This is a genomic window from Mesorhizobium sp. C399B, from assembly GCF_030323185.1.
GTDB lineage: Bacteria > Pseudomonadota > Alphaproteobacteria > Rhizobiales > Rhizobiaceae > Mesorhizobium.
Map to the genome: position 1 here is coordinate 757,506 of NZ_CP100472.1, position 24,030 is coordinate 781,535.

Below are 24,030 nucleotides of genomic sequence, written 5' to 3' on the forward strand. Positions count from 1 at the left end.
AAATGGCCGACGACGAGATCATCCTCTCCGAGCTTTCCGACGACGAGTTGGTGCAGCAGATGCACGACGATCTCTATGACGGACTGAAGGAAGAGATCGAGGAAGGCACCAACATCCTGCTCGAGCGCGGCTGGGTGCCCTACAAGGTGCTGACCGAAGCTCTGGTCGAAGGCATGCGCATCGTCGGCGAGGACTTTCGCGACGGCATCCTGTTCGTTCCCGAGGTGCTGCTGTCGGCCAACGCCATGAAGGCCGGCATGTTCATCCTGCGCCCGCTGCTGGCCGCCACCGGCGCGCCGAAGCAGGGCAAGATGGTGATCGGCACCGTCAAGGGCGACATCCACGACATCGGCAAGAACCTCGTCGGCATGATGATGGAAGGTGCCGGCTTCGACGTCATCGATCTCGGCATCAACAATGCGGTGGAAAAATACCTCGACGCCATCGAGCAGCACCAGCCCGACATTATCGGCATGTCGGCGCTTTTGACCACGACCATGCCCTACATGAAGGTCGTCATCGACACGATGAAGGAAAAGGGCATCCGCGACGACTATGTCGTCCTGGTCGGCGGCGCGCCGCTAAACGAGGAATTCGGCAAGGCCGTCGGCGCCGATGCCTATTGCCGCGACGCGGCTGTGGCGGTCGAGACCGCCAAGGACTTCATGAAGCGCAAGCATAATATGCGCGCTTCAGCCTGATCTCTTCCGCAAGGCGTCTGGCCCACAATCGAAAGCCGCGCCTTGCAGCGCGGCTTTTTTGTTCCCAGCTATTGGAACGGATGGCTGCGTCAGGGTTTGGTGACGGTGTCGTCGACGGCTTTCGCGGTCGATTTGATATCCCGGCCGACACCACGGACGGTGTTGGCACAGGCCGTAAGCGCCAGGACGCAGGCAAGGATTGCAATCGGCGCAACGCGTAACAGTTTCATGGACGGTTTATCCCTCTCTCGATAGATTCGCCCCACAGCAACGAAGGCCGCTTCGACCGGGTTCCATGGCCAGAATGCAAAAAACGAAACCGAATCAAGACGACAGGCTGCTGGTCATCGCCTGTGGAATGATTGCGCGCGAAGTTTTGGCCGTCAAGGAGCAGCTCAAGCTCGACCATCTCGACCTGACCTGCCTGCCGGCGGAGTTCCATTTCTACCCCGACCGCATCGCACCGGCGATGGACAAGGCGATCGAAGAGGCCAAGGCGGAAGGCTATAGCAACATCTTCGTTGGCTATGCCGATTGCGGTACCGGCGGCATGCTCGACCGGGTCCTGGAGAAGCACGGCGTCGAGCGCATGGCCGGGCCGCACTGCTTTGCCTTCTACCAAGGCATGGACGCCTATGCGAAGGTCGCCGACGACGACATGATGTCGTTCTACATGACCGATTTCCTGTGCCGCCAGTTCGACGCCTTCTTCATGAAGCCGCTCGGCCTCGACAAGCACCCGGAGCTGATCAAGGACTATTTCGGCAACTACCAGAAGCTGATCTACATCGCCCAGACCGACGATCCGGAACTCGACAAGGTCGCCGAGCAGGCCGCGAAGATGCTTGGCCTCGCCTATGAGCGCCGCTCGACGGGCTATGGCGACCTGACGGCCGGGCTGGCGCAGGCCGCCGCCCACGCCTGAAGCGGTTCTTGAGCCGGGACGCTGTCGAGAACAGATGACAGGCCGCCGCGGATGGTTAAGTTGTGAGCAACAAGCAAACAGGCTGATTCAGCCATCCGAACACGGAACGTCCCGATGACCCCTCGCGTCCTGCTCTCCGCCCTTGGCCTCCTCTGCCTCGTCTTGCCCGCTCGCGCCGACGGCGAGGTGCAGAAGATCATCACGCCTGCCGACAAGGTGCGGCTCCACAAATATGGCGAGACCCGCAAGGCGGCGCTGGCCGAGGCAAAAGCGGGAGACCCGGCTGAGGTCAGCCAACTCGACGCGCTGCTGGCAAAGCCGATAGTGGCCTTTTCCGACAAGGACCTGAGCGGCAACTGGCAATGCCGAACCATCAAGGTGGGCCTGACCGGCCCGCTGGTCATCTATGGCTGGTTCAAGTGCAAGGTCACGGACGATGGCTCCGGCTGGCAGCTGGAAAAGGTCAGCGGCTCGCAACGCACTAAGGGCCGTTTCTTCGACGATAGCGAAAAACGCGCGATCTATCTCGGCTCCGGTTATGTCAATGACAACAAGCCAAAACCCTATGGCAGCGGCCCGGAAAGCGACCAGGTCGGCTATGCCTTCCGCACCAGCGCCAATGAATGGCGCATCGAATTCCCGGCGCCCTACTACGAATCGAAACTCGACATCATCGAGTTCAAGCGCTGATCCGTTGGTCTCTCGCTGGCCGGGCGGTCATCAAGATTTAACCTCGCCCGGCACAGAATTGAGCCGGGCAGCGCACGGCAAATGGTTGCGCGCCGGCAAGAAAGCGCGCCATGGCATCAGCGGTTGAAAAAAGTGCTGCGATCGTCATCGTCACCGAAGGCGGGCCGCACATCTGGGCCATCGTCAACGCCATCGCCGACCAGCTCGACCCTGTCAGCGTCATCCTCGAAAGCCCTGAATCCAAAAAACAATTGCTGCTCGGCCGGGCGCGCCGCCAGGGCTGGTTTTCGGCCATCGGTCAACTCGGCACGATGGTGTTGACGAGGCTCGGCAAGCGCTTCTTCGCTGGCCACGCAGAGCGGCTCATCGCCGATCAGAAGCTTGAGACCGAGCCGAAGCCGGGACAAAAGATCATCCACGTCTCCTCCGCCAACGCAGCCGATTGCCTGCAGGCGATCGCCGACATCCGCCCGGGCGTGGTGCTGCTCGCCGGCTGCCGGCTCTTGTCCCGGCAGACGCTGGCGCAAATGCCCTGCCCGGTGCTCAACTACCACGCCGGCATCGCGCCGAAATACCGCGGCATGAATGGCGGCTACTGGGCGCTGGCCTGCGGCGATCTCCAGAATTTCGGCACCACCGTGCATCTGGTCGACGCCGGCGTCGACACCGGCGGCGTGTTGAAACAGGCGCGCGGCAAGCCGGAGCCCGGCGACACTATTTCGAGCTATGCGTTGCGCCAGGCGGCGTTCTCGCGTGACATCTGCGTCGAGGCGGTCCGCGGGGCCTTGGACGGCAAGCTTGTCACGATCGACCCCGGCCTGCCGTCGAAACAATGGTACCACCCGACGATCTGGTTCCATCTCTGGACCGGTGTGCGCCGGGGTGTGTGGTAAGGCACTGTCAATCTGACGGCTTGTACGCTATTGTCATACAGAAAGCGAGTTTGCCGATGTCAAATATGGCCCCCCTCAGTGTCCGCGTCACCTCTGATGAACGTGACATTCTTGAAGCCGCCGCCAGTCAGGCAAACACCAATCTCAGCGACTTTATCAGGCGCAAGGCGGTCGAAGCCGCCGAAATGGAGGTACTGGACGGACGTATCGTGACGATTCCGGCCGCCGATTGGGAAAAGTTCGAGGCGTGGGCGAAGTCTCCCGCGAAAACCCGTCCTGGGCTGCGGAGGCTCGCTGCCTCACGACCTGTATGGCAGGACTAACGCCTCCCCGGCCTCTTGCGGCGGATGACGACAGAGAGGCCTTCGATTGCGGTCGCGAGTCGCTCAACAACTGGCTTCGCCGCCATGCCTGGCGCAATCAACAGGATGGGACCTCGCGCACCAGCATCATTTGTGATCTCGCGACCGGGGCTATCGCCGCCTATGTCACCTTAAGCACGGGTCAAATCGAGCGCGCCCATCTGCCAAAATCGGCGCAACGCAACCGCCCCGATCCCATTCCAGTTATCTTGCTCGGCCAGCTTGCCGTGGACCGGCGGTATCAAGGTCATGGCTGTGGACGTTCGCTTCTCCTTTTCGCCTTGAGAACAGCGGTGCGGTTCTCAAGGGAAATAGGCTGCTTCGGTGTCCTGACGCATCCGCTCGATGATGATGTAAGAGGCTTCTATCTCGCCTTCGACTTTGAAGATCTCCCATTCGACCCAAAACGCAGCATGATTGTTCGGATCGCGGATTTGAAACAAAACGGCTTCGAGGACGAATGACGACGCTGTTGGAAAAGCGGCGATGTTCACCCTGCCAGGCGGTTTGTACGCACCCTCTTACCCTCGCCTCAGGCCATCTCAGCCCGTAACAAAGTCAAAGATTCTTGCCTTTCTTTTTGCGACGTCCAATAGCGTCGCTTTTGAATGCGCGCGCGTCGTCCCATAACAAGCAGCCCCACTGCGCATCCGGCAATGCTCGCACCTGCTGGACAAAGTGGTGGAGCGTCGTTTCCCTCATGGACGCACGGCGCTCTACAGGGAGTGAGAGAATTCATGGCCGATCTGATCGTCGTCTATTGGCGCGACATCCCCGCCCAGGTCATCGTCAAGAAGGGCCGGCAGAACGCCAAGCGCGAACTGCCGCTGCGCTTCACCGAGGCGATCGATATGTGCGCCATGCGCACCGGCGCCGGCGGCACCGACGATTACCTCGCCGAATGGCGCAAGGCCGATCCGATCCCGGTCGGCGACGACCTCGAAGCCGAGGTCGAGAAGGCATTCAGCGACATCGACGCGAAATACGACCGCGAGCGGCTGGTCGCTCTGGTCAAGGCGGGCGGGAAAGAAAATGTCTGACACGACTCCCGGCAAAGGGGGCCCGGCGGTGACCCAGGCCACGCAGGTCAAGAAGGCAGCGCCGAAATCCGACTACAAGCCGGCCGACGTATCGCCGCAGCGGCGCGTGCAGCGCTCGTTTGCGATCAGGCTGTGGTCGATCCGCCATTCGCGATTGCTCGAATGGTTCTACTCCAGATTCGCAGACATGTTCCTGCTGCTCCATCCGCTGTGGAAAGGCCTTGGCTACGGCCGCGTCGAAGCGCCGATCAAGTTCGTTGAAAAACGCGTAAAAGGCTTCATGTTCGACTGCCGCATGTGCGGCCAGTGCATCCTGTCCTCGACCGGCATGTCGTGCCCGATGAACTGCCCCAAGCAGCTGCGCAACGGCCCTTGCGGCGGTGTGCGCGCCAACGGCAATTGCGAGGTCGAGCCCGACATGCCTTGCGTATGGGTTAAGGCCTGGGAAGGCTCGCGGAACATGGAGCATGGCGACAGGATCCTGACCGTGCAGAAGCCGGTCGACCAGTCGCTGCGCGAAACCTCGGCCTGGCTGCGGGTGACGGCCCAGTCGGCAGCGGCCCGTGAAGCAGCGGCCAAAGCCAACACTGGAGCGGCCGCGTGATCGGCCGCCAGCGCGATGAAAACCCGGCCGGCATCCATCTGCCGCTCGATCCGCTGCCCGGCCACTCCTCGCGTGGCCGGCTGGAGCGTGTGCTGCGGCGCGGCGAATTCGCGGTCACCACCGAGCTCAACCCGCCCGACAGCGCCGATCCCGAAGACGTCTATAACCGCGCGAAAATCTTCGACGGCTGGGTCGACGCCATCAATGCCGTCGATGCCTCCGGCGCCAACTGCCACATGTCGTCGGTCGGCATCTGCGCGCTTTTGACCCGCATGGGTTACGCGCCGATCATGCAGATCGCCTGCCGCGACAGGAACCGCATCGCGATCCAGGGCGACGTGCTGGGCGGTGCCGCCATGGGCGTCGCCAACATGCTGTGCCTCACCGGCGACGGCGTCCAGGCCGGCGACCAGCCCGGCGCCAAGCCTGTCTTCGACCTCGATTCCATGTCGTTGCTCGAAACCTGCCGCATCATGCGCGACAACGGCAAGTTCCTGTCCGGCCGCAAGTTGACGACGCCGCCGCAAATTTTCCTCGGCGCCGCCGTCAACCCCTTCGCGCCACCCTTCGATTTCCGCCCGATCCATCTCGGCAAGAAGATCGCCGCCGGCGCGCAGTTCGTGCAGACGCAATACTGCTTCGACGTGCCGATGTTCAGAACCTTCATGCAGAGGGCGCGGGACTTGGGGCATACGGAAAAAGTTTTCATCCTGTGCGGCGTCGGCCCGCTGGCTTCGGCCAAGACGGCCAAATGGATCCGCTCCAACGTGCCGGGCATTCATATTCCCGACGCCATCATCAAGCGGCTGGAAGGTGCGCAGGACCAGAAGAAGGAAGGCAAGCAGCTCTGCACCGACATCATCAACGAGGTGAAGGAAATTCCTGGTGTCTCCGGCATCCATGTGATGGCCTACCGCCAGGAGGAATATGTCGCCGAGATCGTCGATGAATCGGGTGTGCTGAAAGGCCGCCAGCCATGGAAACGTGAGATCCGCCACGACGATCAGATGGTCGCCGACCGGCTCGAGAGCATACTGCACGACGACATTACCGAAACGCAGGTGGATATGGTGAAGACCGCGCACTGACAGCGCGGACGGCCAGCCATTCGCTTGAATGAAACCAGACAACGATATAAAGAAATCTTTATATCAGGCGGAGAGACTTCATGACCCGGACCATCGTCGCCTCGGCGACACGAGAGATCATCATCGGCTTCGACCAGCCTTTCTGCGTCATCGGCGAGCGCATCAACCCGACCGGCCGCAAGAAGCTGGCCGCCGAGATGATCGCCGGCAATTTCGAGACAGTCATCAAGGATGCGCTGGAACAGGCCGCCTGCGGCGCCACCATGCTCGACGTCAATGCCGGCGTCACCTCCGTTAATCCGAACGAAACCGAACCCGGCCTGCTCGTGCAGACGCTGGAGATCGTCCAGGGCCTTGTCGACCTGCCGTTGTCGATCGACTCGTCGGTGACCGCCGCCATCGAGGCAGCGCTCAAGGTCGCCAAGGGCCGGCCGCTGGTCAACTCCGTGACCGGCGAAGAGGAAAAGCTCGAAGCCATCCTGCCGCTGGTCAAGAAGTACAACGTTCCGGTCGTCGCCATCTCCAACGACGAGACCGGCATTTCGATGGATCCGGATGTGCGCTTCGCCGTCGCCAAGAAGATCGTGCAGCGCTGCGCCGATTTCGGCATTCCGGCGCATGACGTCGTCGTTGACCCGCTGGTGATGCCGATCGGCGCGCTCGGCGATGCCGGCCGCCAGGTCTTCGCGTTGCTGCGCCGTCTGCGCGAAGAGCTCAAGGTCAACACCACTTGCGGCCTGTCCAACATTTCGTTCGGCCTGCCGCACCGCCACGGCATCAACGCCGCCTTCATCCCGATGGTGATCGGCGCCGGCATGACTAGCGCTATCATGAACCCGGTTCGCCCGCAGGAAATGGAAGCCGTGCGCGGCGCCAATGTGCTCAACGGCACCGACGAGAACTGCACCAACTGGATCCGCACCTACAAGGATTACAAACCGGCCGAAGGCGGCCAGGCGGTCGCAGCGCCCACCGCCGTTAACGCTCCGGGCGAAGGCGGCGGCAATGGCGGTCGCCGGCGCGGCGGCCGTGAAGCCCGCATGGCCAGGGGATAAGCGCGCAATCGTGAACTCGCCTGCAAACATTACTGATCCGCTCGTGCTGTTCATGCCGTCAGGCAAGCGCGGGCGGTTTCCCGTCGGCACACCGGTGCTCGATGCCGCGCGTCAGCTCGGCGTCTATGTCGAGAGCGTCTGCGGTGGCCGCGCCACCTGCGGTCGCTGCCAGATCGAAGTGCAGGAAGGCAATTTCGCCAAGCACAAGATCGTCTCGTCCAACGACCACATCTCGCCCAAGGGCGCCAAGGAAGAGCGCTATGAGCGCGTCCGCGGCCTGCCCGAGCGGCGGCGCCTGTCCTGCTCGGCGCAGATTCTCGGCGACCTCGTCATCGACGTGCCGCAGGACACGGTCATCAACGCCCAGACCATCCGCAAGGATGCCGACACGCGCGTCATCGCCCGCGATTCGGCGATCCGCATGTGCTATGTCGAGATCGAAGAGCCCGACATGCACAAGCCGCTGGGCGATCTCGACCGCCTCAAGATCGCCTTGATGAAGGATTGGGGCTTTAAAAACCTCGAATTCGACTTCTACCTGATGCCGCAGGTGCAAGGCATACTGCGCAAGGGTAACTGGACCGCGACCGCGGCCATCCACAAGGATGCCGAAAGCGACATCGCCCGCGTCATAGCACTCTGGCCCGGCCTCAAGAACGAGGCCTATGGACTGGCCTGCGACATCGGCTCGACCACCATCGCCATGCATCTGGTGTCGTTGCTGTCGGGCCGCGTCGCCGCTTCGTCAGGCACCTCCAACCCGCAGATTCGCTTCGGCGAGGATCTGATGAGCCGCGTCTCCTATGTGATGATGAACCCGGACGGCCGCGAAGGCATGACGGTCGCCGTGCGCGAGGCGATCTCGGGCCTGGTCGACAAGGTCTGCGCGGAAGGCAATGTCCAGCGCAACGACATCCTGGATTCCGTCTTTGTCGGCAATCCGATCATGCACCATCTGTTCCTCGGCATCGATCCGACCGAACTCGGCGGCGCGCCCTTCGCGCTCGCCGTCTCGGGCGCGGTGCGCATCAAGGCCTCCGATATCGGCCTGAAGCTCAACCAGGGCGCCCGCCTCTATATGCTGCCCTGTATTGCCGGCCATGTCGGCGCCGATGCGGCGGCGGTGACGCTGTCGGAAGGCCCGCACCGCCAGGACGAGATGATGCTGATCGTCGACGTCGGCACCAATGCCGAGATCGTGCTTGGCAACCGCAAGCGGGTGGTCGCAGCCTCCTCGCCCACCGGCCCGGCCTTCGAGGGCGCCGAAATCTCCGGCGGCCAGCGCGCCGCCCCCGGCGCAATCGAGCGCGTGCGCATCGACCCCGATACGCTGGAGCCGAAATACCGCGTCATCGGCTCTGAACTCTGGTCCGACGACCCCGGCTTCCTGGATAGCGTGCAGGCGACCGGCGTCACCGGCATTTGCGGCTCCGGCATCATCGAGATCGTGGCCGAAATGTACCTCGCCGGCATCATCTCCGAGGATGGCGTCATCGACGGGTCGCTGGCCGAGCGGTCGCCGCGCGTCACGGTCAACGGCCGCACCTTCTCTTATGTCTTGAAGGAAGGCGAACCCAAGATCACCATCACGCAGACCGACGTGCGCGCCATCCAGCTTGCCAAGGCGGCGCTCTATGCCGGCACCAAGCTTCTGATGGAAAAGCAGAACACCGAACACGTCGACCGCATCCATTTCGCCGGCGCGTTCGGCTCGTTCATCGATCCGAAATACGCCATGGTGCTCGGCCTGATCCCGGATTGCGACCTCGACAAGGTCTCGGCCGTCGGCAACGCCGCCGGCGCCGGTGCGCGGATGGCGCTGCTCAATCGTGGCTATCGCCGCGAGATCGAGGACACGGTCAGCCACATCGAGAAGATCGAGACCGCTCTGGAGCCGAAATTCCAGGAGCATTTCGTCTACGCGATGGCGCTTCCCAACAAGGTCGATCCGTTCCCGAAACTGTCGGCGGCGGTGAAATTGCCGCCACGCAAGACCGTCAGCGAGGATGGCGTCGCCGGCGACGCCGCCCCGCGCCGGCGTTCGCGCGAAGGCCATGCCGCCAGGCGCAGCCGGGAATAAGCCGCCTTACGAAGGCCGCCAATTCGCCCAATTTCATTTGTATGCAAATGTTTCCAGATCGCACCGATCTGGAAACCGAAACGCTGTTTTGGCGCAATCCGTCCGATACAGACGTGAAGCATTTAACGGACATCGAATGGCGGACCGGACTATTCCGCCGCCACAACGCTCCAAAGGAGAATAGAGATGTTCGAGACCCTGGGCCGTTTTCGTGCGGCCATGAAGAATGCACAGGCCGTGCGCGCCATGAACAACCTGCCACCCGAAATCCAGAAGGACATCGGCTGGCCCGTGTCGCCGCGCATCGACGCCCAGACCAACCTGTCGCGTCTGATCCTGGGCTCGGGCCGCTGATGACCTTCGCCGACAAGTGCAAATTGCTGACCAAGCGCCGGGGCCGCCGCATGGTCCCGGCTGCGACCGACGTCAAGCTGCGCGCCGCGCTGCTGCCCCGGCGCTGAGCCGCGCTGCGCAAAACAGCGGACCTGGCTGATCAAACAACCGTGTTGGCTTGGGCCAGAATCTTGACATTTCGGCTGGAGGTACGATCTTCGAGACAGTGGGGGAATTCTCTTAGTCGGCTGCGGCCGAGCTTGTGTACGCGAATGCCCAGTTTCAAAAGCCACCTCGTTTCCTTCATCCTCCGGCACAGCCGCAAGAAGGCATTTGCCAGCCCGGAAAACCTGCAGCGCTGGATCGCATATGCCCGCAAGACCGAGGATCATCATCCCCCGGCATTGCTGCGGGAGCAGCTCGATATCACCGAGCGCAGCGTCGATGGCTTCCCTGTCTATGAAATCGCGCCGAAGGCCGGCGAACGCAGGCGCATCCTCTACATGCATGGCGGCGCCTATGTCTTCCAGATCACATCCTATCATTGGGGGTTGATCGCCGAGGTGGCCGAGCGCTTGGGTTTCGGCATCACCGTGCCGATCTATCCCATCGCGCCGGAGCATGATTTCCACGCCATGTTCGGCATGGTCGGCGACGTCTACCGGCAGATGCTGGATGAGACCGACGCTGAAGACATCGTCTTCATGGGCGATTCCGCGGGCGGCAACATGGCCGTCGTGCTGACCATGATGGCGGCTGAGGAAGGCCTGCCCTTGCCGTCGCGCCACGTGCTGATTTCACCCGGCCTCGACATGTCGCTGTCCAACCCCGAAGTGTTCGAGGCGGAACGCAACGATCCGTGGCTCGGCATTTCCGGCGGGCTGGAAGCGATCCGCATGTACAGTGCCGGCATCGATCGCAGGGACTGGCATATCAGTCCGCTCTATGGCGACCTCTCGGTGCTGCCGCAGACCCTGCTTCTGACCGGCTCGCACGACCTGCTCAGCCCCGACAATCTGATCTTCGCCAAAAAGGCACGCGCTGCCGGCGTCGATATCGACGTCGTCTATGAGGAAGGCATGTTCCACGTCTGGCCGCTGATCGAGATGCCGGAGGCGCGTCGCGCCAGGGACAGCATCGTCGCCTTCCTTGAAGGTGAGCCCACCAAGCGGCGCGCAACTGCGCGGCGCACGGCGCGACCCGCTCTCGCGGCGCGCCCCGCCCAAGCAGCGGAATAGCAGAGCAATTCCAGGAAAAGTGTAAAACGGTTTTCCCGGGAAAGCGTGTAGCGCTTTCCCTTGGGAATTGAGTCAAAACAAGGAGTTAGAGCGGCTCGCCGTTTCCGTGAAACGGTGAACCGCTCTAGAACTTGCCGGTTTCGCGGAAAAGCTCGAACGTCGCACGGATATGGTCGGCGACGGCCTTGACCGGCGCGCTGGCGTCCGGCGACACCACCATCGCCAGATTGTAGGTGCCGATATCGGGCATGCCGTCCTTCGGGCAAAGCTCGACCATGTCGTTGCCCAGGAACGACTTCGGCAACGGTGCAACCGCGAGATCCGACATGATGGCGGCGCGCTGGCCTGCCGTGTGGGCGCTCATATAGGCGATGCGGTAATTGCGGCCTTCACGGCTCAGCGCATCGAGCGCGCCGGCCCGCCAGGCGCAGCCCTCTTCCCACAGCGACACCGGCAAAGGCTCGCGCAGATGCGCGCTGCCGCCCTTGGCGCCGGCCCAGACGATCGGCTCGGTGAGCAGCACCTCGGCGCCGAGTGCGCTGGTCTTGTAGGAATTGGTCAGCAGCGTGATGTCGAGCGCCCGGTCGTCCATGCGGCGGCGCAGATTGCTGCTCTGGTCGATGGTGACGTCGACGGCAATCGACGGATGCGACTGCGCGAAACGCTTCAGCACATGCGGCAACACGCGCTCGCCATAGTCGTCCGGCGAGCCGAGCCGCACCACGCCGACGATCTCGGGGATGATGAACTTCGACACCACCTCGCGGTTGATCGACAACAGCCGGCGGGCATAACCGAGCAGCATCTCGCCATCCGTGGTCAGCGTCACCGAGCGCGCATCCCGCGCGAAAACAGACCGCCCGAGAATGTCCTCGAGCTTCTTGATCTGCATGGAGACCGCCGACGGCGTGCGGAACACCGCATTGGCCGCCGTGGTGAAACTGCCGGTCTCTGCAATGGCCACGAAGGTGCGCAAAACGTCGAGATCGAGCAGCGGCAGCGGATGATTGAGTGGGGCGTTCATCGGGATCGACCTTCAATTTTTCTGATGTGAAGCATCATTCCATTTCGTTTGATTGAACATCAGATTGGGAGGATAGTCAACTCCATCGAAGGCAGGACGTGCCATGGCTCCAACGCTCCTGACACGGAATTGCACTCGATGCGGAATATCCAGGCGACGGAACGCGTTCATGCGGGACGTGCCACAACCAAAGGAGAATGAAATGTCTATCCTGTCATCCATCGGTCGGCTTGCGACCGAATTGAGCGCGGCCCGCGCCCGCTTCCAGACCGAACGTGCGATCCGCTCGCTGCCGATCGAACTGCAGAAGGATATCGGCTGGCCTGAAGCTGCCGACACCAAGACCGGTGCACGCCACGGCGTCGGATCCTGGGCTGGAGCAAAGTAAACCATTGTGTACCTTGTGCTGAAGGCCTGCCGCGCAGACCAGCCCGGCAGGCCTTCTCTATTGGCCCTGCAGGCTTTCTCCAACTTATTTGCACTCAAATGATTTTCAGAGCCGTGTCGCCGCTGCATAGCGCATATGCGTCACTTGCATGGCGCCTCAATGTCGCCGGTAACACACTGTAAGTAATCGTAAATTTTGGGCACCATGCCCAATAATGTCGCAAACGATGTCGCATTTCTATTCAAGCGCTTCGCATTTGCGATTTAGTTTCTGCTCACGCAGGCCTATATCACCGTCAGCAAACGAGCTGCCCCACTCCATCAAGCGAAGGCGACCCGTCTGAGCAACCGATAGGAGATGATGATGAAGCTTTTTGCCCGCCTCTTTGCCCGCCGCGAAATGAACCTGACGACCGCTCTCGAGCGCCAGCGCCTTGCCAATACCATGCCCGGCCAGACCGGTGCCATGAATGCGGTGCGCCTCGGTTTCGTTGCCTGAGATAACGGCTAGCGCTCAGCGCTTCCCTGCCGCTGCCGATAGTCGATAACAGCGCCGCTTCGGCTTGACCGAAGCGGCGTTTCTCATTTTTGGCACCTATGCCGCCGCCACCATGCCCAATCCGTCGGCAGCCCGTGCCTGTCATCCCGGACGATTGCTCATTTGCGACCCATGTCGCAAATATAGTTTCCGCTTAGCCCCCTAGCCGATTGACAGGAATGGTTTTTCCTGATGTCGCTGTGCTGTTCGCGACATCCTGTTCGCGCCATGGCCGCGTGAGGTTCCCTTGAACGCCGTAAAGCATCCGATCAAGCGATCGTTTGTATTCTTCCTTGTCCCGGACTTCACCATGATCGCCTTTGCGACGGCGCTCGACCCGCTGCGCTCGGCCAACCGCATGCTCGGCTATGAGGCCTATCGCTGGCGCCTCGCCAGCATCGACGGCAAGCCGGTGCGCGCCTCCAACGGCGTCGAATGCGCCGTCAACACCTCGCTCGAGGAAGAGCGCAAGAAAATGGCCGGGCCGGATCGGCCGAACATGGCCATCGTCTGCAGCGGCATGAATGTCGAGCGCTACCAGAATAGGTCGGCCTTCGCCTGGCTGCGCGAGGAATACAACAGAGGCGTCGCCGTCGGCGGCCTGTGCACCGGCGCGCATATCCTTGCCGCCGCCGGCCTGCTCTCCAACAAGCGCTGCGCCATCCATTGGGAAAACCTGCCGGGCTTTTCCGAGGCCTTTCCCAAGGCCAACGTCTTTGCCGACCTCTTCGAGATCGACCAGAACATCTACACCTGCGCCGGCGGCACCGCCGCCCTCGACATGATGCTCAAGCTGATCGGCGACGATTTCGACGACAATCTGGTCAACCGCGTGTGCGAGCAGGTGCTGACCGACCGCGTGCGCAGCCCCACCGACCGCCAGCGCCTGCCGCTGCGCGCCCGCCTCGGCGTGCAGAATTCCAAGGTGCTGACCATCATCGAACTGATGGAAGGCAATCTCTCCGAACCGCTGTCGCTGATCGAGATCGCCGACCATGTCGACCTGTCGCGCCGCCAGATCGAGCGCCTGTTCCGCACCGAGATGGGCAGATCCCCTGCCCGCTACTACTTGGAAATCCGCCTCGACCGCGCCCGGCACCTGCTGATCCAGTCCTCGATGCCGGTGGTCGAGGTAGCGGTCGCCTGCGGCTTCGTCTCGGCGTCGCATTTCTCCAAATGCTACCGCGAACTCTATGCCCGCTCGCCGCAGCAGGAGCGCGTCGACCGCAAGCAATTGCTGGCGGCCTGATCCGAAAACGCACTCAGGCTTCGGCGGGCTGCGCCTGTACTGTGCGCATCGCCTCGACGCGGATATCCTCGGTCAGCCGCGCCTTGAGCGCCGAGAACTCCCGGCTGGTCTTCAGCGTATAGTGACGCGGATGCGGCAGGTCGATGGCGACATCCGACTTGATGCGGCCTGGCCGCGCGCTCATCACGATCACCCGCGAAGCCATGAAGATCGCCTCCTCGATGTCGTGGGTGACGAACAGCACTGTCTTCTTGCGCCGCTCCCAGATGCCGAGCAGCAGTTCCTGCATCAGTCCGCGCGTCTGGTTGTCGAGCGCACCGAACGGCTCGTCCAGCAACAGGATTTCGGGGTCGTTGGCCAGCGCCCGGGCGATCGCCGTGCGCTGCTGCATGCCGCCGGACAGCTGCTTTGGCCAATGGTTCTCGAAGCCCTTGAGCCCGACGAGGTCGACATAGGAAGCGACGATCCCGTCTCGCTCCTTTTCGGCCATGCCACGTTCGCGCAGTCCGAAGGCGATATTCTGCGCCACCGTTAGCCACGGAAACAGCGTGTAGGACTGGAACACCATGCCGCGATCCGGTCCCGGCCGCGTCACCGCCTTGCCGTCGAGCAGCACACGGCCTTCGCTCGGCGCTTCCAGGCCGGCAACGATCCTGAGCAGCGTCGACTTCCCGCAGCCGGACGGCCCCAGAATGGTGATGAAGTCGTTGGCCGCGACCGCAAGGTCGACCGGCATCAGCGCCTTGACCGGCTGCCCGCCGCGCACGCCGGCGAAGGTTCGCGAGACGCCTTCGATAAGCAACTTGCTCATGCCAGGCTCCAGGGAAAGAGCCAGCGATTGAACGCCTTGAAGGCGAAGTCGGACAACAGTCCGATCAGCCCGATGACGATGATGCCGAAGATGATCTGCCCTGTCGCCAGCCGCGACTGGCTGTTGATGATCATGTAGCCGATGCCTGAGGACGAACCGATCAGCTCGGCGACGATGACATAGGTCCAAGCCCAGCCGAGCACCAGCCGCAGCGTCTCGGCAATCTCGGGCGCATTGGCCGGCATGATGACCCGTTTGACGATGCCGCTGTTGGTCGAACCCAGCGTATAGGCCGCCTCGACCAGGTCGCGCCGCGTCGAGCCCACCTTGACCGCGACGATCAGGATGATCTGGAACACCGAGCCGACGAAGATGACCAGCAGCTTTTCCAGCTCGCCAATGCCGGCCCACAGGATGAGCAGCGGAATGAAGGCCGAAGCCGGGAGGTAGCGGGCGAAGGAGACGAACGGCTCCAGAAACGCCTCTATTGGTTTCCAGGCGCCCATGGCGATGCCGATCGGCACGGCGACGATCGACGCCAGCAGGAACCCGCCGAAGACCCGCCAGATGGTGATCAATATGTCGAGCCAGAAGCGGTCCTCGACCAGCAGCCGCCAACCATCCCGCAGCATCGACAGCGGGTCGGCGAGGAAGATGCGGTTGACGTGGCCGCCAAGCGTGATCCACGCCCAGAAGGCGACGAACAGCACGAAGAAGGAAATGCCAAGCACGGTTCGAATGCCCGGCGACACCGGATGCAAGGGGCGCATCTTCAGATCGTCCGCATCGTCAAATCATCACTTGTCCAGGAGAGAGCGGCGGCCCTAGGCGCCGCCGCACAATGGTCAAAGGCCGGACTATCAGTTCGCCACCGCGCTGGTGTCGGCCAGCGTGGCAACATCTGGCCCTTCCTTGATCAACCCCATCTGCAGCAGAAGCTCGCCGGCGGTCTTGGAAAAGTCCTGGAATTCCTTGGTGAAGAACTGCTTGTTCTCCGCCTTGTCGGCCCATTTCAGGTATTTCGCCGAATCCTCGAATTCTTTCGCAGACTGCTTCACGTCGGCGCCCATGATCTCGTAGGATCTCTGCGGATCGCTCTTGATCAGGTCGAGCGCTTCGAAATAACTGTCGGCCAGCGCCTTGGCGGCGTCGGGATTGGCGGTGAGGAATTCAGGCGTGCAGCCGACCGTGTCGAGCACCATCGGGTAGTCGAGCGTGGTCGCCAATATGTGGCCCTGATCGGACTTGTCGCGCACCGCCGAGATGAACGGCTCATAGGTGACCGCCGCATCGTTCTGGCCGGCCAGGAAGGCTTGCGCCGCCGCATCCGGTTCCAGGTTGACGACGGTCACATCCTTGGTCGACAGGCCGTTCTTGTTCAGCACCCAGGCCAGCATGAAATAGGGCGACGTGCCCGGCGCCGAGGACGCGACATTCTTGCCCTTGAGGTCGGCGACGGTCTTGATGTCGTTGCGCACGACAATGCCGTCGGCGCCATAGGATTTGTCGAGCTGGAAGATCTGCTTGGTGGTCACCCCTGAGGCGTTCCACACCAGCCAGGTCTCGACCGTGGTGGCGGCGCATTGCAGATCGCCGCTGGCGATGGCGAGCGGCCGGCTGGCCTGCGGCACTTTCTTCAGGGTCACGTCGAGGCCATGCTTCTCGAAGATGCCGGCCTGCTTGGCGAGCGTCAGCGGCGCAAAGCCGGTCCATCCGCTGATGCCGATGGTGACCGATGTGGCAGCCTCGGCCGGCACGGATATTGCAGCCGCAAGCGCCAATACCGCGGCAGCGACGATGGTCTTGTTCATGTCGGTTCCCCTTGTTTTTTTGGATGCCGAATTGTGTCACAGACGCCCATGGGCTTGTCAATGAAACCGGCCCTTCACGGCAGCGTGATGATTCGAACGCTAACGCGCATCGAACATCCAGCTGCGGTCGCGCCACATCTTTTCGCCGACCTGGCAGTCGGTCGGCCGGTCCTGCGCCAGCACCACCGGCGGATGCCCGGCCTCCTCGCGCGCCCGTTGCGGCGAAGCGGCGCCGGCCAGCTCCAGCACCAGCTTGCGGCGGATGGCTTCGGGAAACTGCGTCCAGTCATTGACCGGGATCATGAAGGATCCGGGACCGCCGATGACGCAGTCGCTGTAGTAGCGGTCGAGATTGTTGACGTCATAGGCGCCGCCGAACCCGCCGCGCGTCATCAGCGGCAGGCCGTTGATGATGATGCCTTGCTTGACCACCGCGTCGCGGGTGATGTCGACGGGCGCGCCCTGGTTGTTGGGCCCGTCGCCGGAAATATCGATGACGCGCTTTGTCCCCTGAAAACCGCTTTCGGCGAACAGATCGCTGCCGAATTCCAGCGCGCCGGAAATCGAGGTGCGCCGGGCGCTGGCCGGCGGATGGGCGGAAAGCTGCGCGGCCACCCGCTCGGCATCGGCCCGGCTGGCGATCACCGTCCACGGCACGACGACCTGCTGCGTGGTCGCTCCCGCCCATTCGACATAGGTGACGGCGACCTTGCCGTAGGCGCCATCGGCGATGGCCTGCAGAACATTGTCGTGCGTCAGCGCAGCAGCATAGCCGTGACGCTGGATTTCAAGTTCGCCCGGCGACATCGACAGCGACACGTCGACGGCCAGCACCAGCTCGACGTCGACCGGCTCGGCGGCTTGAACCGGCGGCACCAGCCAGAGCCCCAGCGCCAGCGCGGCGCTGCCTGAAAGGAAATGTCGTGCGCAAGAAAAAGCAGACATACCCGAAGGTAAGCGAAAACCGGCTGCTGACAAAGCAAAAAGCCCGGCGAGGTTGAACTGACCCCCGAAAGTTGGACACAACCTTCGGGGGTTTTGCATGTCCAAATACAGCGAGAGTTTCAAGCGCTCGGTTGTCGACATCTATTTAGGCGAGGATGAGGGCTACGCGAGCGCGGCGTCAATGCATGGCGTTGATGCGGCCACTGTTCGCAAGTGGGTTGCGTTGTACCAGGCCCATGGAGATGCCGGGCTATCTGCCAAGTACGATCGTTATGACGCGGCGTTCAGGCTGTCGGTGCTTGAGCGGATGTGGGAGGAAGGTCTGTCGTATCGGCAGACGGCTGCATTGTTCAATATCCGCAATGCCAGTTGCCTGACGGGCTGGGAGAAGCGCTATCATGCGGGCGGGATAGAGGCGCTCGGCCCACGTCCCAGAGGACGACCCATGTCAAAGCCGCCGTCCCCCGTAGTGCCTGTTGCAGCCAGTGACGAGGCCAAAAGCCGCGAAGAACTGCTGGCTGAGCTGAAGCATCTGCGGATGGAGAACGACTACCTAAAAAAACTGGAGGCCTTAACGCAGGGACATGCGCCCAAAAAGCGCAAGCCGTCCAGGCGTTAAGGCCGTTGCATTCGCTTGAGGGGCTGCTCGAGCTGGCGAAGCTTGCGCGCAGCACGTTCTATTACAGACAGAAAGCAGCGAAGCGCTCGGACCGCCATGCGGCGCTGAAGGCGGCGATCAAGGCCATCTTCGACAGCCACAAGGGTCGCTACGGCTATCGCCGGGTGACTGCGCAACTGCACCGGTTGGGCCGGCGCGTCAACCACAAGACCGTCCAGAGCCTGATGGCCGGGATGGGATTGAAGTCGCTGGTCAGGCCGAAGAAGTATCGCTCCTACAGGGGCGAGGCTGGGCGGACCGCTCCCGATCTGTTGCAGCGCAAGTTCGGCGCCGACCGGGCTAACCGCAAATGGGTGACCGACGTGACGGAGTTCAGCCTGGCCGGCGACAAGCTCTACCTGTCCCCAGTCATGGACCTCTACAATGGCGAGATCGTCGCGTTCGAGACGGCGCGGCGGCCACGCTTCAAACTGGTGGACAATATGCTGACCAAAGCCCTCGCCCGGCTTGGTGAGGACGAACGGCCGATCCTGCATTCCGATCAGGGATGGCAGTATCAAATGTCGGCATTCCAACGCAGGCTGGAAGCCAGAGGCCTTCAACAGAGCATGTCACGCAAAGGCAATTGCCTCGACAACGCCCCAATGGAGAGCTTCTTTGCCATCCTCAAATCCGAGCTCTTCCATCCCGGAACCTTCGACACCGTTCAAAGCCTGGACGACGCCATCACGGACTACATCGACTACTACAACCACCGCCGCATCAAACTGAAACTGAAAGGGCTGGCCCCTGTGCAATACAGGAACCAGCCCTTAAACCTACCAGCTCAATGAACCGTCCAACTTTATGGGGTCAGTTCAAGGTGCCGGGCTTTTCGATGTGTTGGTTGGAACCTATGACGCTCAACTCCTCGGCTTCAAATTCTCTGGATCGTAGAGCGGCTTGTAACCAACCGCCGCCACTTCTACCGGGTAGGTCTCGCCGAAATATTCGATGGCGAGCTTGCGGCCTTCCTGGGCATGGGCCCAGGGCAGATAGGCGAGGCCGATGTTCTTGCCGATGGTCGGGCCATAGGCCATCGACGTGGTGAAAGACCGGCGGCCGAGTTCGTCAACCAGCGTCTCGCCGGTCTTCGGATCCATCACCGGCATGGTGCCGACGGGATAGCGGGCAACGCCTTTCGCATCGACGTTCTCGGTCATCACCAGCGTGCACAGGATCGCCGGCTGGTGCTCGCGGGCGCGGTATTCGACATGTTTGGCCTTGCCGCAGAAATCGTTCTCCTTGACCTTCGGTCGGGCAAGGTCGGCCTCAAGCAGATTGTACTCGGTCAGAAGGTCGGCGTTCTGCAGGCGCAGGCTCTTTTCCATGCGCCGCGTGTTGGCATAGGTCTCGACGCCGAACGGCATCACGCCGGTCGAGCGCAGCGCGTCCCAAACGGCCAGGCCGTCCTCGTAGCGCATGTGCAGTTCCCAGCCCTGCTCGCCGACATAAGAGATGCGGAAGGCGGTGACGTCCTTGCCGCCGATCCTGACCGGCTTGATCGCCGCGAACGGGAAGTTCTCCAGCGAGAGACCATCCGGATTTTCGACCACTTTCTGCAGTGTCGCCCGCGCGTTCGGTCCCCAGATGCCGATGGTGACATATTTTTCCGTCACGTCGGTGATGGTGACGTCAAAGCCTTTGTCCTGCGCGGTGCGCTGCATGTAGCGGAAGTCGCGCGGGCCGGCGTCGGCGCCGTCGATCAGCCGGCAGCGGTCGGCCATGCGGATGACGGTGAAGTCGGCGCGCACCATGCCTTGCTCGTCGAGGAAGTGGGTGTAGATACCCTTGCCGATATTGTTGTCGCCACCGATCTTGGCCGCGCACAGCCACTCCAGCAGCGCGACATGATCCGGCCCTTCGATGTCGTACATCGAGAAATGCGAGAGGTTGACGATGCCGCAATCCTCGCTCATCGCCAGGTGCTCGGCATTGGACACCCGCCAGAAATGGCGATTGTCCCACTCGTTCTCACGTATGGGAACCCGGTTGCCATACTTCTCCAGCAGATGCTCGTTGGCGGCATAGCCATGCGCGCGCTCCCAACCGCCCAGCTCCATGAAGTAACCGCCAAGCTCCTTCTCGCGCTCCCAGAACGGCGAGCGGCGGATGTTGCGGCCTTTGGAGAACGGCTCGCGCGGATGCACCGCCGGATTGTAGACCTTCATCGCCGTCTCGGTGCAGCGATCCCAGATGAACTGCTCTTTCGTCTGGTGCGGATAGAAGCGCGCATAGTCGATGGCGTGATGGTCGATTTCCGTGCGGCCGTCCGTCATCCAGTCGGCGATCAGCTTGCCCATGCCGGGGCCGTCCTTGACCCAGATGGCGACGGCGTACCAGAGGCCCCTCACCTTCTGGCTCTCGCCCATGGACGGGCCGCCATCGGCGGTCACCTGCAACAGGCCGTTGAAGGAATGGCTTTCATTGTAGCCGAGTTCGCCCAGAATCGGCGTCAGTTCCATGGCGCGCTCCAGCGGCGCCAGGATCTGCTCCATGTCGAGATCGCGCTGCGACGGCGACAGCCGCGCCTGATCCTTTTCCAGCAAATCGCGCGGATGGCAAAGACGCGGATTGGTCTCTTCGTAGTAACCCCATTCGATCTGGCCGCCTTCGGCGGTCCTGGGGTCGCCGGTGTCGCGCATATAGGCCGAATTACCCTGGTCGCGCAACAGCGGCCAGCCGATCTCCTTGCCGGTGCCGGCGAATTGATTGTAAGGCCCGAAGAAGGTCAGCGGATGGTCGATCGGCATGACCGGCAGGTCTTCGCCGACCATCTCGGCGATCAGCCGGCCCCAGATGCCGGCGCAGACGATGACATAATCGGCCATGATCGTGCCGCGGTCGGTGACGACGCCCTTGATGCGGCCTTCCTCGACGATGAGAGATTTGGCGGGCGTGTTCGCGAAGGATTTGAGTTTCCCCGTAGCTTCCGCCTGGTCGACCAGCTTGCCGGCGACGGTCTGCGAGCGCGGGATGACCAGGCCGGCGTCCGGATCCCACAGGCCGCCCTGCACCATGGACTCTTCGATCAGCGGGAATTTTTCCTTGATCTCGGCCGGTTCGATCAGCCGGGCGCGGGTGCCGAAGGATTTGGCCGAGGCGATCTTGCGCTTGATCTCGTCCATGCGGCTGTCGTCGCCGACGCGCGCCACTTCGAGACCGCCGATGCGGGCGTAATGGCCCATCTTTTCGTAGAAATCGATCGAGTAGAGCGTCGTCCAGCACGACAGGAAATCATGGCTCGTGGTGTAGCAGAAGTCCGAGGCATGCGCGGTCGAGCCGATATCGGTCGGGATGCCCGACTTGTCGATGCCGACAATGTCGGTCCAGCCGCGCTCGATCAGATGATGCGCGATCGACGCGCCGACAATGCCACCCAGGCCGACGATGACGACCTTCGCCTGTTTCGGAAACTCTGCCATTGCCCGCGACTCCAAGGGGATAAAGCGGGCGCGTCCGCGCCCGTTCGAATGGCGCACAATATGCAGAGGACGTGGATGCAGCTACCGCCTGTTTGCGACACGTCGCGGATGCGACGCGACCCGGCGCGCCGGCGTGCCGCCAGTGGCGATCTATCTCAGGCGAAGGCCCAGATGTCCTCGGCCTGGAAGCCGACCTGATAGCCTGATGTCTTCAGCTTGACCACGACCTGGCCGATTTCGGCGGCCGGCAGCGCGCCGACCTCGACCTTGATCATGCCCGGACGATAGCGCTTGAGATCGAGCTGTTCGAAGACGATCCAGTCGGCGCCCTCGCAATCGACCAGGAAGGCGTCGATATGCGTGATGCCGTTGCGGTCGAGCAGCGTCTGCAGCGTTTCCGACGGCACCTCGATATCCCTCACGTGCGGCGCGAACTTGTTGAAATTGGCGTCGTCCTCGCCCCAGGCATTCTTGCCCGACATCAGATTGGTGTCGGTGACCGACGAGCAGCCGATGAACTCGATCGGCAGCGTGCCGGCCTCGAGTGCCGCGGCATCGAAAGTGTGGACGGTGATCGTGCCCTTGGTCTTCGTCACCGCGACCGGTTCGATGACGAAGCGTTCCGTGTCGGGATAGTTGGCCCGCAACCGCTTCTGATTGTACGGGATCGGCTCGACCAGCACGGCCCGCGCCCGCGGAATGCGGTGCAGCCACGGCGTGACGTCGTCGAACAGCGCGCCGTCGCAAGCGCCGACATTGACCATCTGGAAGGCTTGCCCACCGCCAAACCGCGCCTTCAGCGCCGCCTTGGCCAGGAATTTCGTGCCACGCAACGCCGGCCCCCGATCGAGCAGGCCGGCGGGCAGGCCGAGCGAAAGGGCGATGCGCGCCAGGCCGGAAATGGAACTCATGGCTTATCTCCAGGTATGGCCTGCAAGGCGATGGGCCGCCTTCCATTCAGGCTTGCCGACGCCCACAGCGCCATGATCGGGCCGACGAGCAAAAGGTAGGGCGGCAGAAGGTTCGGGAAGTAGATGCGGGTGTCGTGGATCGGAAAGACGGTGAATTTCGCCAGCACGCCAAGCACCAGTGCTGCAAGCAGGATGCCGGCGCGGCGATCGAGCCGGAAGCCGGCGCGGCTGAGCGCAAGCCACCCGGCCAGCGCCAGAACCCAGACCCCGACCCAACTGTTGAGGCTGGTGGCGCGAATGAAGGATGCGGCGAACGCCTTGACATAGGCGCCAACCGAGAACGGTGGCTCGAATCCATCCATATTGTAGTGCTGCTCGATGCTGGAGAACCACAGATGCGGCCACCAGCCGGGATGCTGCGCCCAATGCGAAATCGCGAAATAAGCGACGAAGGACGCGGCAAAGCCGGCCAGCGCGCCCCACGCCCGCTGCCGGAAGACCAGCAGCAGCACGGCGAAGATGGCCAGAAAAACAATATTGTCCGGCCGCGCCATGAAGGCCAGGAAAAGCAGGACAGCGGTCGCTGCCTCGCGGCCGCGCACATAGGCAAGCAGCCCGCCGAGGAACAGCGCCGAGCACAACAGATCCGGGGTCGAGGCGCGTGCCGCGTCGCCGAAATCGGCCATGATCAGCACCGCGCCGGCCACCGGCGCCAGCGCCAACGCGCCTTCGGTTCGCAGCCACAGCAGCGTGATCATCCCGAACAGCAGCACCGAGACCACCTGCAGCACCCGCATCGCCTCGACAGGCGACATCACCGAACTCATCGTCGAAAGAATCTCGGCGTAGAGGAACTTGATCCGGTACATGCCAAGCAGCGAGTGAAAGTCGGCGGCATTTTGCGCCATATGGCTGCGGAAACCGCCACCATCGTCGGTCAGCGTCTTGTAGTCGCCGGCCGACACGCCGGCCTGGACCGTGCTGTAGGCATAGTCATGCAATGCCTGCGCATCGGGATAAGCGCCCTCCTCGGCGATGGCGAGATAGGGCAGCATGTCCCAATTGGCGTCGGGCATCGTCAAGGCCATGAACGCCGTCAGCAGGATATAGAGCGAAAACGCGATCGCGCCGACCGGAGCCGCCCATCGCGCATAAGTCCCCTCGCCCCACGCGAGAGCGGCCGCAGTCAGCCGGTCGAGTGTGTTTTGCGGGGCGGGAGACTTGCTCAGCATTGTCGGACTCAGGACTTCGCTCAACGGACT

26 protein-coding genes are annotated in these 24,030 nt (G+C 62.5%); 17 read left to right on the top strand and 9 right to left on the bottom strand.

Features of this window, described 5'->3' with window-relative positions; translation table 11 throughout:
• Nucleotides 1-2 precede the first annotated feature (2 nt).
• A complete protein-coding gene (locus NLY36_RS03690; RefSeq protein WP_023670402.1) occupies nucleotides 3-701 on the top strand; it encodes a cobalamin B12-binding domain-containing protein in 699 nt (232 codons plus the stop codon).
• Nucleotides 702-790: 89 nt separating this feature from the next.
• Here NLY36_RS03690 and NLY36_RS03695 read toward each other — a convergent pair whose 3' ends face one another.
• The gene (locus tag NLY36_RS03695; protein WP_023670401.1) at nucleotides 791-931 is read right to left on the bottom strand and encodes an entericidin A/B family lipoprotein; all 141 of its coding nucleotides are present in this window, start codon (nucleotides 929-931) and stop codon (nucleotides 791-793) included.
• A gap of 65 nt (nucleotides 932-996) precedes the next feature.
• On the opposite strand from NLY36_RS03695, the gene NLY36_RS03700 reads away from it, so the two are divergent.
• The 12 genes from NLY36_RS03700 to NLY36_RS03755 all read left to right on the top strand — a co-directional run bounded on the left by NLY36_RS03700 (nucleotide 997) and on the right by NLY36_RS03755 (nucleotide 11,009).
• Entirely contained in the window at nucleotides 997-1,626 is a 630-nt protein-coding gene (locus NLY36_RS03700) for a DUF1638 domain-containing protein (RefSeq protein WP_023681776.1), read from the top strand.
• Nucleotides 1,627-1,740: 114 nt separating this feature from the next.
• On the top strand, nucleotides 1,741-2,316 hold the full coding sequence (locus NLY36_RS03705) for a DUF4893 domain-containing protein (RefSeq protein WP_023681777.1): 576 nt from the start codon (nucleotides 1,741-1,743) through the stop codon (nucleotides 2,314-2,316).
• Between the two features lie 110 nt (nucleotides 2,317-2,426).
• Nucleotides 2,427-3,209, top strand: coding sequence for a formyl transferase (locus NLY36_RS03710; protein WP_023735235.1), 783 nt, complete (start codon nucleotides 2,427-2,429; stop codon nucleotides 3,207-3,209).
• A gap of 56 nt (nucleotides 3,210-3,265) precedes the next feature.
• The gene (locus NLY36_RS03715; RefSeq protein ID WP_023735234.1) at nucleotides 3,266-3,532 is read left to right on the top strand and encodes a type II toxin-antitoxin system TacA family antitoxin; all 267 of its coding nucleotides are present in this window, start codon (nucleotides 3,266-3,268) and stop codon (nucleotides 3,530-3,532) included.
• Nucleotides 3,520-4,035 carry a GNAT family N-acetyltransferase gene (locus tag NLY36_RS03720; protein WP_081731010.1) on the top strand — a complete coding sequence of 172 codons (516 nt, stop codon included), beginning with the start codon at nucleotides 3,520-3,522 and terminating at the stop codon, nucleotides 4,033-4,035. Before NLY36_RS03715 ends, NLY36_RS03720 begins: the two co-directional genes overlap by 13 nt.
• 273 nt (nucleotides 4,036-4,308) lie before the next feature.
• The gene (locus NLY36_RS03725; RefSeq protein ID WP_023670397.1) at nucleotides 4,309-4,611 is read left to right on the top strand and encodes a virulence factor; all 303 of its coding nucleotides are present in this window, start codon (nucleotides 4,309-4,311) and stop codon (nucleotides 4,609-4,611) included.
• Complete coding sequence (locus NLY36_RS03730; protein WP_023735231.1) at nucleotides 4,604-5,215, top strand: methylenetetrahydrofolate reductase C-terminal domain-containing protein; 612 nt, start codon at nucleotides 4,604-4,606, stop codon at nucleotides 5,213-5,215. The genes NLY36_RS03725 and NLY36_RS03730 overlap by 8 nt, the downstream gene beginning before the upstream one ends.
• Complete coding sequence (locus tag NLY36_RS03735; protein WP_023681780.1) at nucleotides 5,212-6,303, top strand: methylenetetrahydrofolate reductase; 1,092 nt, start codon at nucleotides 5,212-5,214, stop codon at nucleotides 6,301-6,303. Before NLY36_RS03730 ends, NLY36_RS03735 begins: the two co-directional genes overlap by 4 nt.
• An 80-nt stretch (nucleotides 6,304-6,383) precedes the next feature.
• Nucleotides 6,384-7,358 (top strand): methyltetrahydrofolate cobalamin methyltransferase, encoded by a 975-nt coding sequence (locus NLY36_RS03740; RefSeq protein WP_023670394.1) that lies wholly within the window; start codon nucleotides 6,384-6,386, stop codon nucleotides 7,356-7,358.
• Nucleotides 7,309-9,438, top strand: coding sequence for an ASKHA domain-containing protein (locus tag NLY36_RS03745; protein ID WP_032997853.1), 2,130 nt, complete (start codon nucleotides 7,309-7,311; stop codon nucleotides 9,436-9,438). The genes NLY36_RS03740 and NLY36_RS03745 overlap by 50 nt, the downstream gene beginning before the upstream one ends.
• A gap of 186 nt (nucleotides 9,439-9,624) precedes the next feature.
• Nucleotides 9,625-9,792: a hypothetical protein gene (locus NLY36_RS03750; RefSeq protein WP_196813564.1), complete on the top strand. Its 168-nt coding sequence runs from the start codon at nucleotides 9,625-9,627 to the stop codon at nucleotides 9,790-9,792.
• A 251-nt stretch (nucleotides 9,793-10,043) separates the two neighbouring features.
• Nucleotides 10,044-11,009 carry an alpha/beta hydrolase gene (locus NLY36_RS03755; protein ID WP_023688109.1) on the top strand — a complete coding sequence of 322 codons (966 nt, stop codon included), beginning with the start codon at nucleotides 10,044-10,046 and terminating at the stop codon, nucleotides 11,007-11,009.
• A gap of 124 nt (nucleotides 11,010-11,133) precedes the next feature.
• Here the strand turns inward: NLY36_RS03755 and NLY36_RS03760 are convergent, their stop codons facing one another.
• Nucleotides 11,134-12,033, bottom strand: coding sequence for a LysR substrate-binding domain-containing protein (locus tag NLY36_RS03760; RefSeq protein WP_023670389.1), 900 nt, complete (start codon nucleotides 12,031-12,033; stop codon nucleotides 11,134-11,136).
• 202 nt (nucleotides 12,034-12,235) lie between these two features.
• Between NLY36_RS03760 and NLY36_RS03765 the strand changes: the two genes are divergently transcribed.
• The 3 genes from NLY36_RS03765 (at nucleotide 12,236) to NLY36_RS03775 (ending at nucleotide 14,207) form a co-directional block, all read left to right on the top strand.
• Nucleotides 12,236-12,421 (top strand): hypothetical protein, encoded by a 186-nt coding sequence (locus NLY36_RS03765; protein ID WP_023681786.1) that lies wholly within the window; start codon nucleotides 12,236-12,238, stop codon nucleotides 12,419-12,421.
• Nucleotides 12,422-12,784: 363 nt separating this feature from the next.
• A complete protein-coding gene (locus NLY36_RS03770; protein ID WP_023681787.1) occupies nucleotides 12,785-12,919 on the top strand; it encodes a hypothetical protein in 135 nt (44 codons plus the stop codon).
• A gap of 349 nt (nucleotides 12,920-13,268) precedes the next feature.
• Nucleotides 13,269-14,207, top strand: a complete 939-nt coding sequence (locus tag NLY36_RS03775) for a GlxA family transcriptional regulator (RefSeq protein WP_348524244.1) — start codon at nucleotides 13,269-13,271, stop codon at nucleotides 14,205-14,207.
• A 13-nt stretch (nucleotides 14,208-14,220) separates the two neighbouring features.
• Here NLY36_RS03775 and NLY36_RS03780 read toward each other — a convergent pair whose 3' ends face one another.
• The 4 genes from NLY36_RS03780 to NLY36_RS03795 form a co-directional block, all read right to left on the bottom strand.
• A complete protein-coding gene (locus NLY36_RS03780; protein ID WP_023696446.1) occupies nucleotides 14,221-15,018 on the bottom strand; it encodes an ABC transporter ATP-binding protein in 798 nt (265 codons plus the stop codon).
• Nucleotides 15,015-15,788 (bottom strand): ABC transporter permease, encoded by a 774-nt coding sequence (locus tag NLY36_RS03785; protein WP_023688107.1) that lies wholly within the window; start codon nucleotides 15,786-15,788, stop codon nucleotides 15,015-15,017. Before NLY36_RS03785 ends, NLY36_RS03780 begins: the two co-directional genes overlap by 4 nt.
• Nucleotides 15,789-15,878: 90 nt before the next feature.
• On the bottom strand, nucleotides 15,879-16,829 hold the full coding sequence (locus NLY36_RS03790) for an ABC transporter substrate-binding protein (protein WP_023696445.1): 951 nt from the start codon (nucleotides 16,827-16,829) through the stop codon (nucleotides 15,879-15,881).
• Nucleotides 16,830-16,928: 99 nt separating this feature from the next.
• Nucleotides 16,929-17,774, bottom strand: coding sequence for a DUF1194 domain-containing protein (locus tag NLY36_RS03795; RefSeq protein WP_023691008.1), 846 nt, complete (start codon nucleotides 17,772-17,774; stop codon nucleotides 16,929-16,931).
• A 97-nt stretch (nucleotides 17,775-17,871) separates the two neighbouring features.
• Here NLY36_RS03795 and NLY36_RS03800 point away from each other — a divergent pair.
• Nucleotides 17,872-19,226, top strand: a protein-coding gene (locus tag NLY36_RS03800; RefSeq protein ID WP_502882028.1) for an IS3 family transposase whose coding sequence is annotated in 2 segments (ribosomal slippage) — nucleotides 17,872-18,348 and nucleotides 18,351-19,226 — 1,353 coding nt in all. Because the reading frame shifts where the segments join, the coding sequence is not laid out codon by codon here.
• A 69-nt stretch (nucleotides 19,227-19,295) separates the two neighbouring features.
• Here NLY36_RS03800 and NLY36_RS03805 read toward each other — a convergent pair.
• The 3 genes from NLY36_RS03805 to NLY36_RS03815 form a co-directional block, all read right to left on the bottom strand.
• A complete protein-coding gene (locus NLY36_RS03805; protein ID WP_023735883.1) occupies nucleotides 19,296-21,857 on the bottom strand; it encodes a GcvT family protein in 2,562 nt (853 codons plus the stop codon).
• Between the two features lie 155 nt (nucleotides 21,858-22,012).
• Nucleotides 22,013-22,768 carry an FkbM family methyltransferase gene (locus NLY36_RS03810; RefSeq protein WP_023670377.1) on the bottom strand — a complete coding sequence of 252 codons (756 nt, stop codon included), beginning with the start codon at nucleotides 22,766-22,768 and terminating at the stop codon, nucleotides 22,013-22,015.
• Entirely contained in the window at nucleotides 22,765-24,000 is a 1,236-nt protein-coding gene (locus NLY36_RS03815) for a glycosyltransferase 87 family protein (RefSeq protein WP_023735884.1), read from the bottom strand. The genes NLY36_RS03810 and NLY36_RS03815 overlap by 4 nt, the downstream gene beginning before the upstream one ends.
• Nucleotides 24,001-24,030 lie beyond the last annotated feature (30 nt).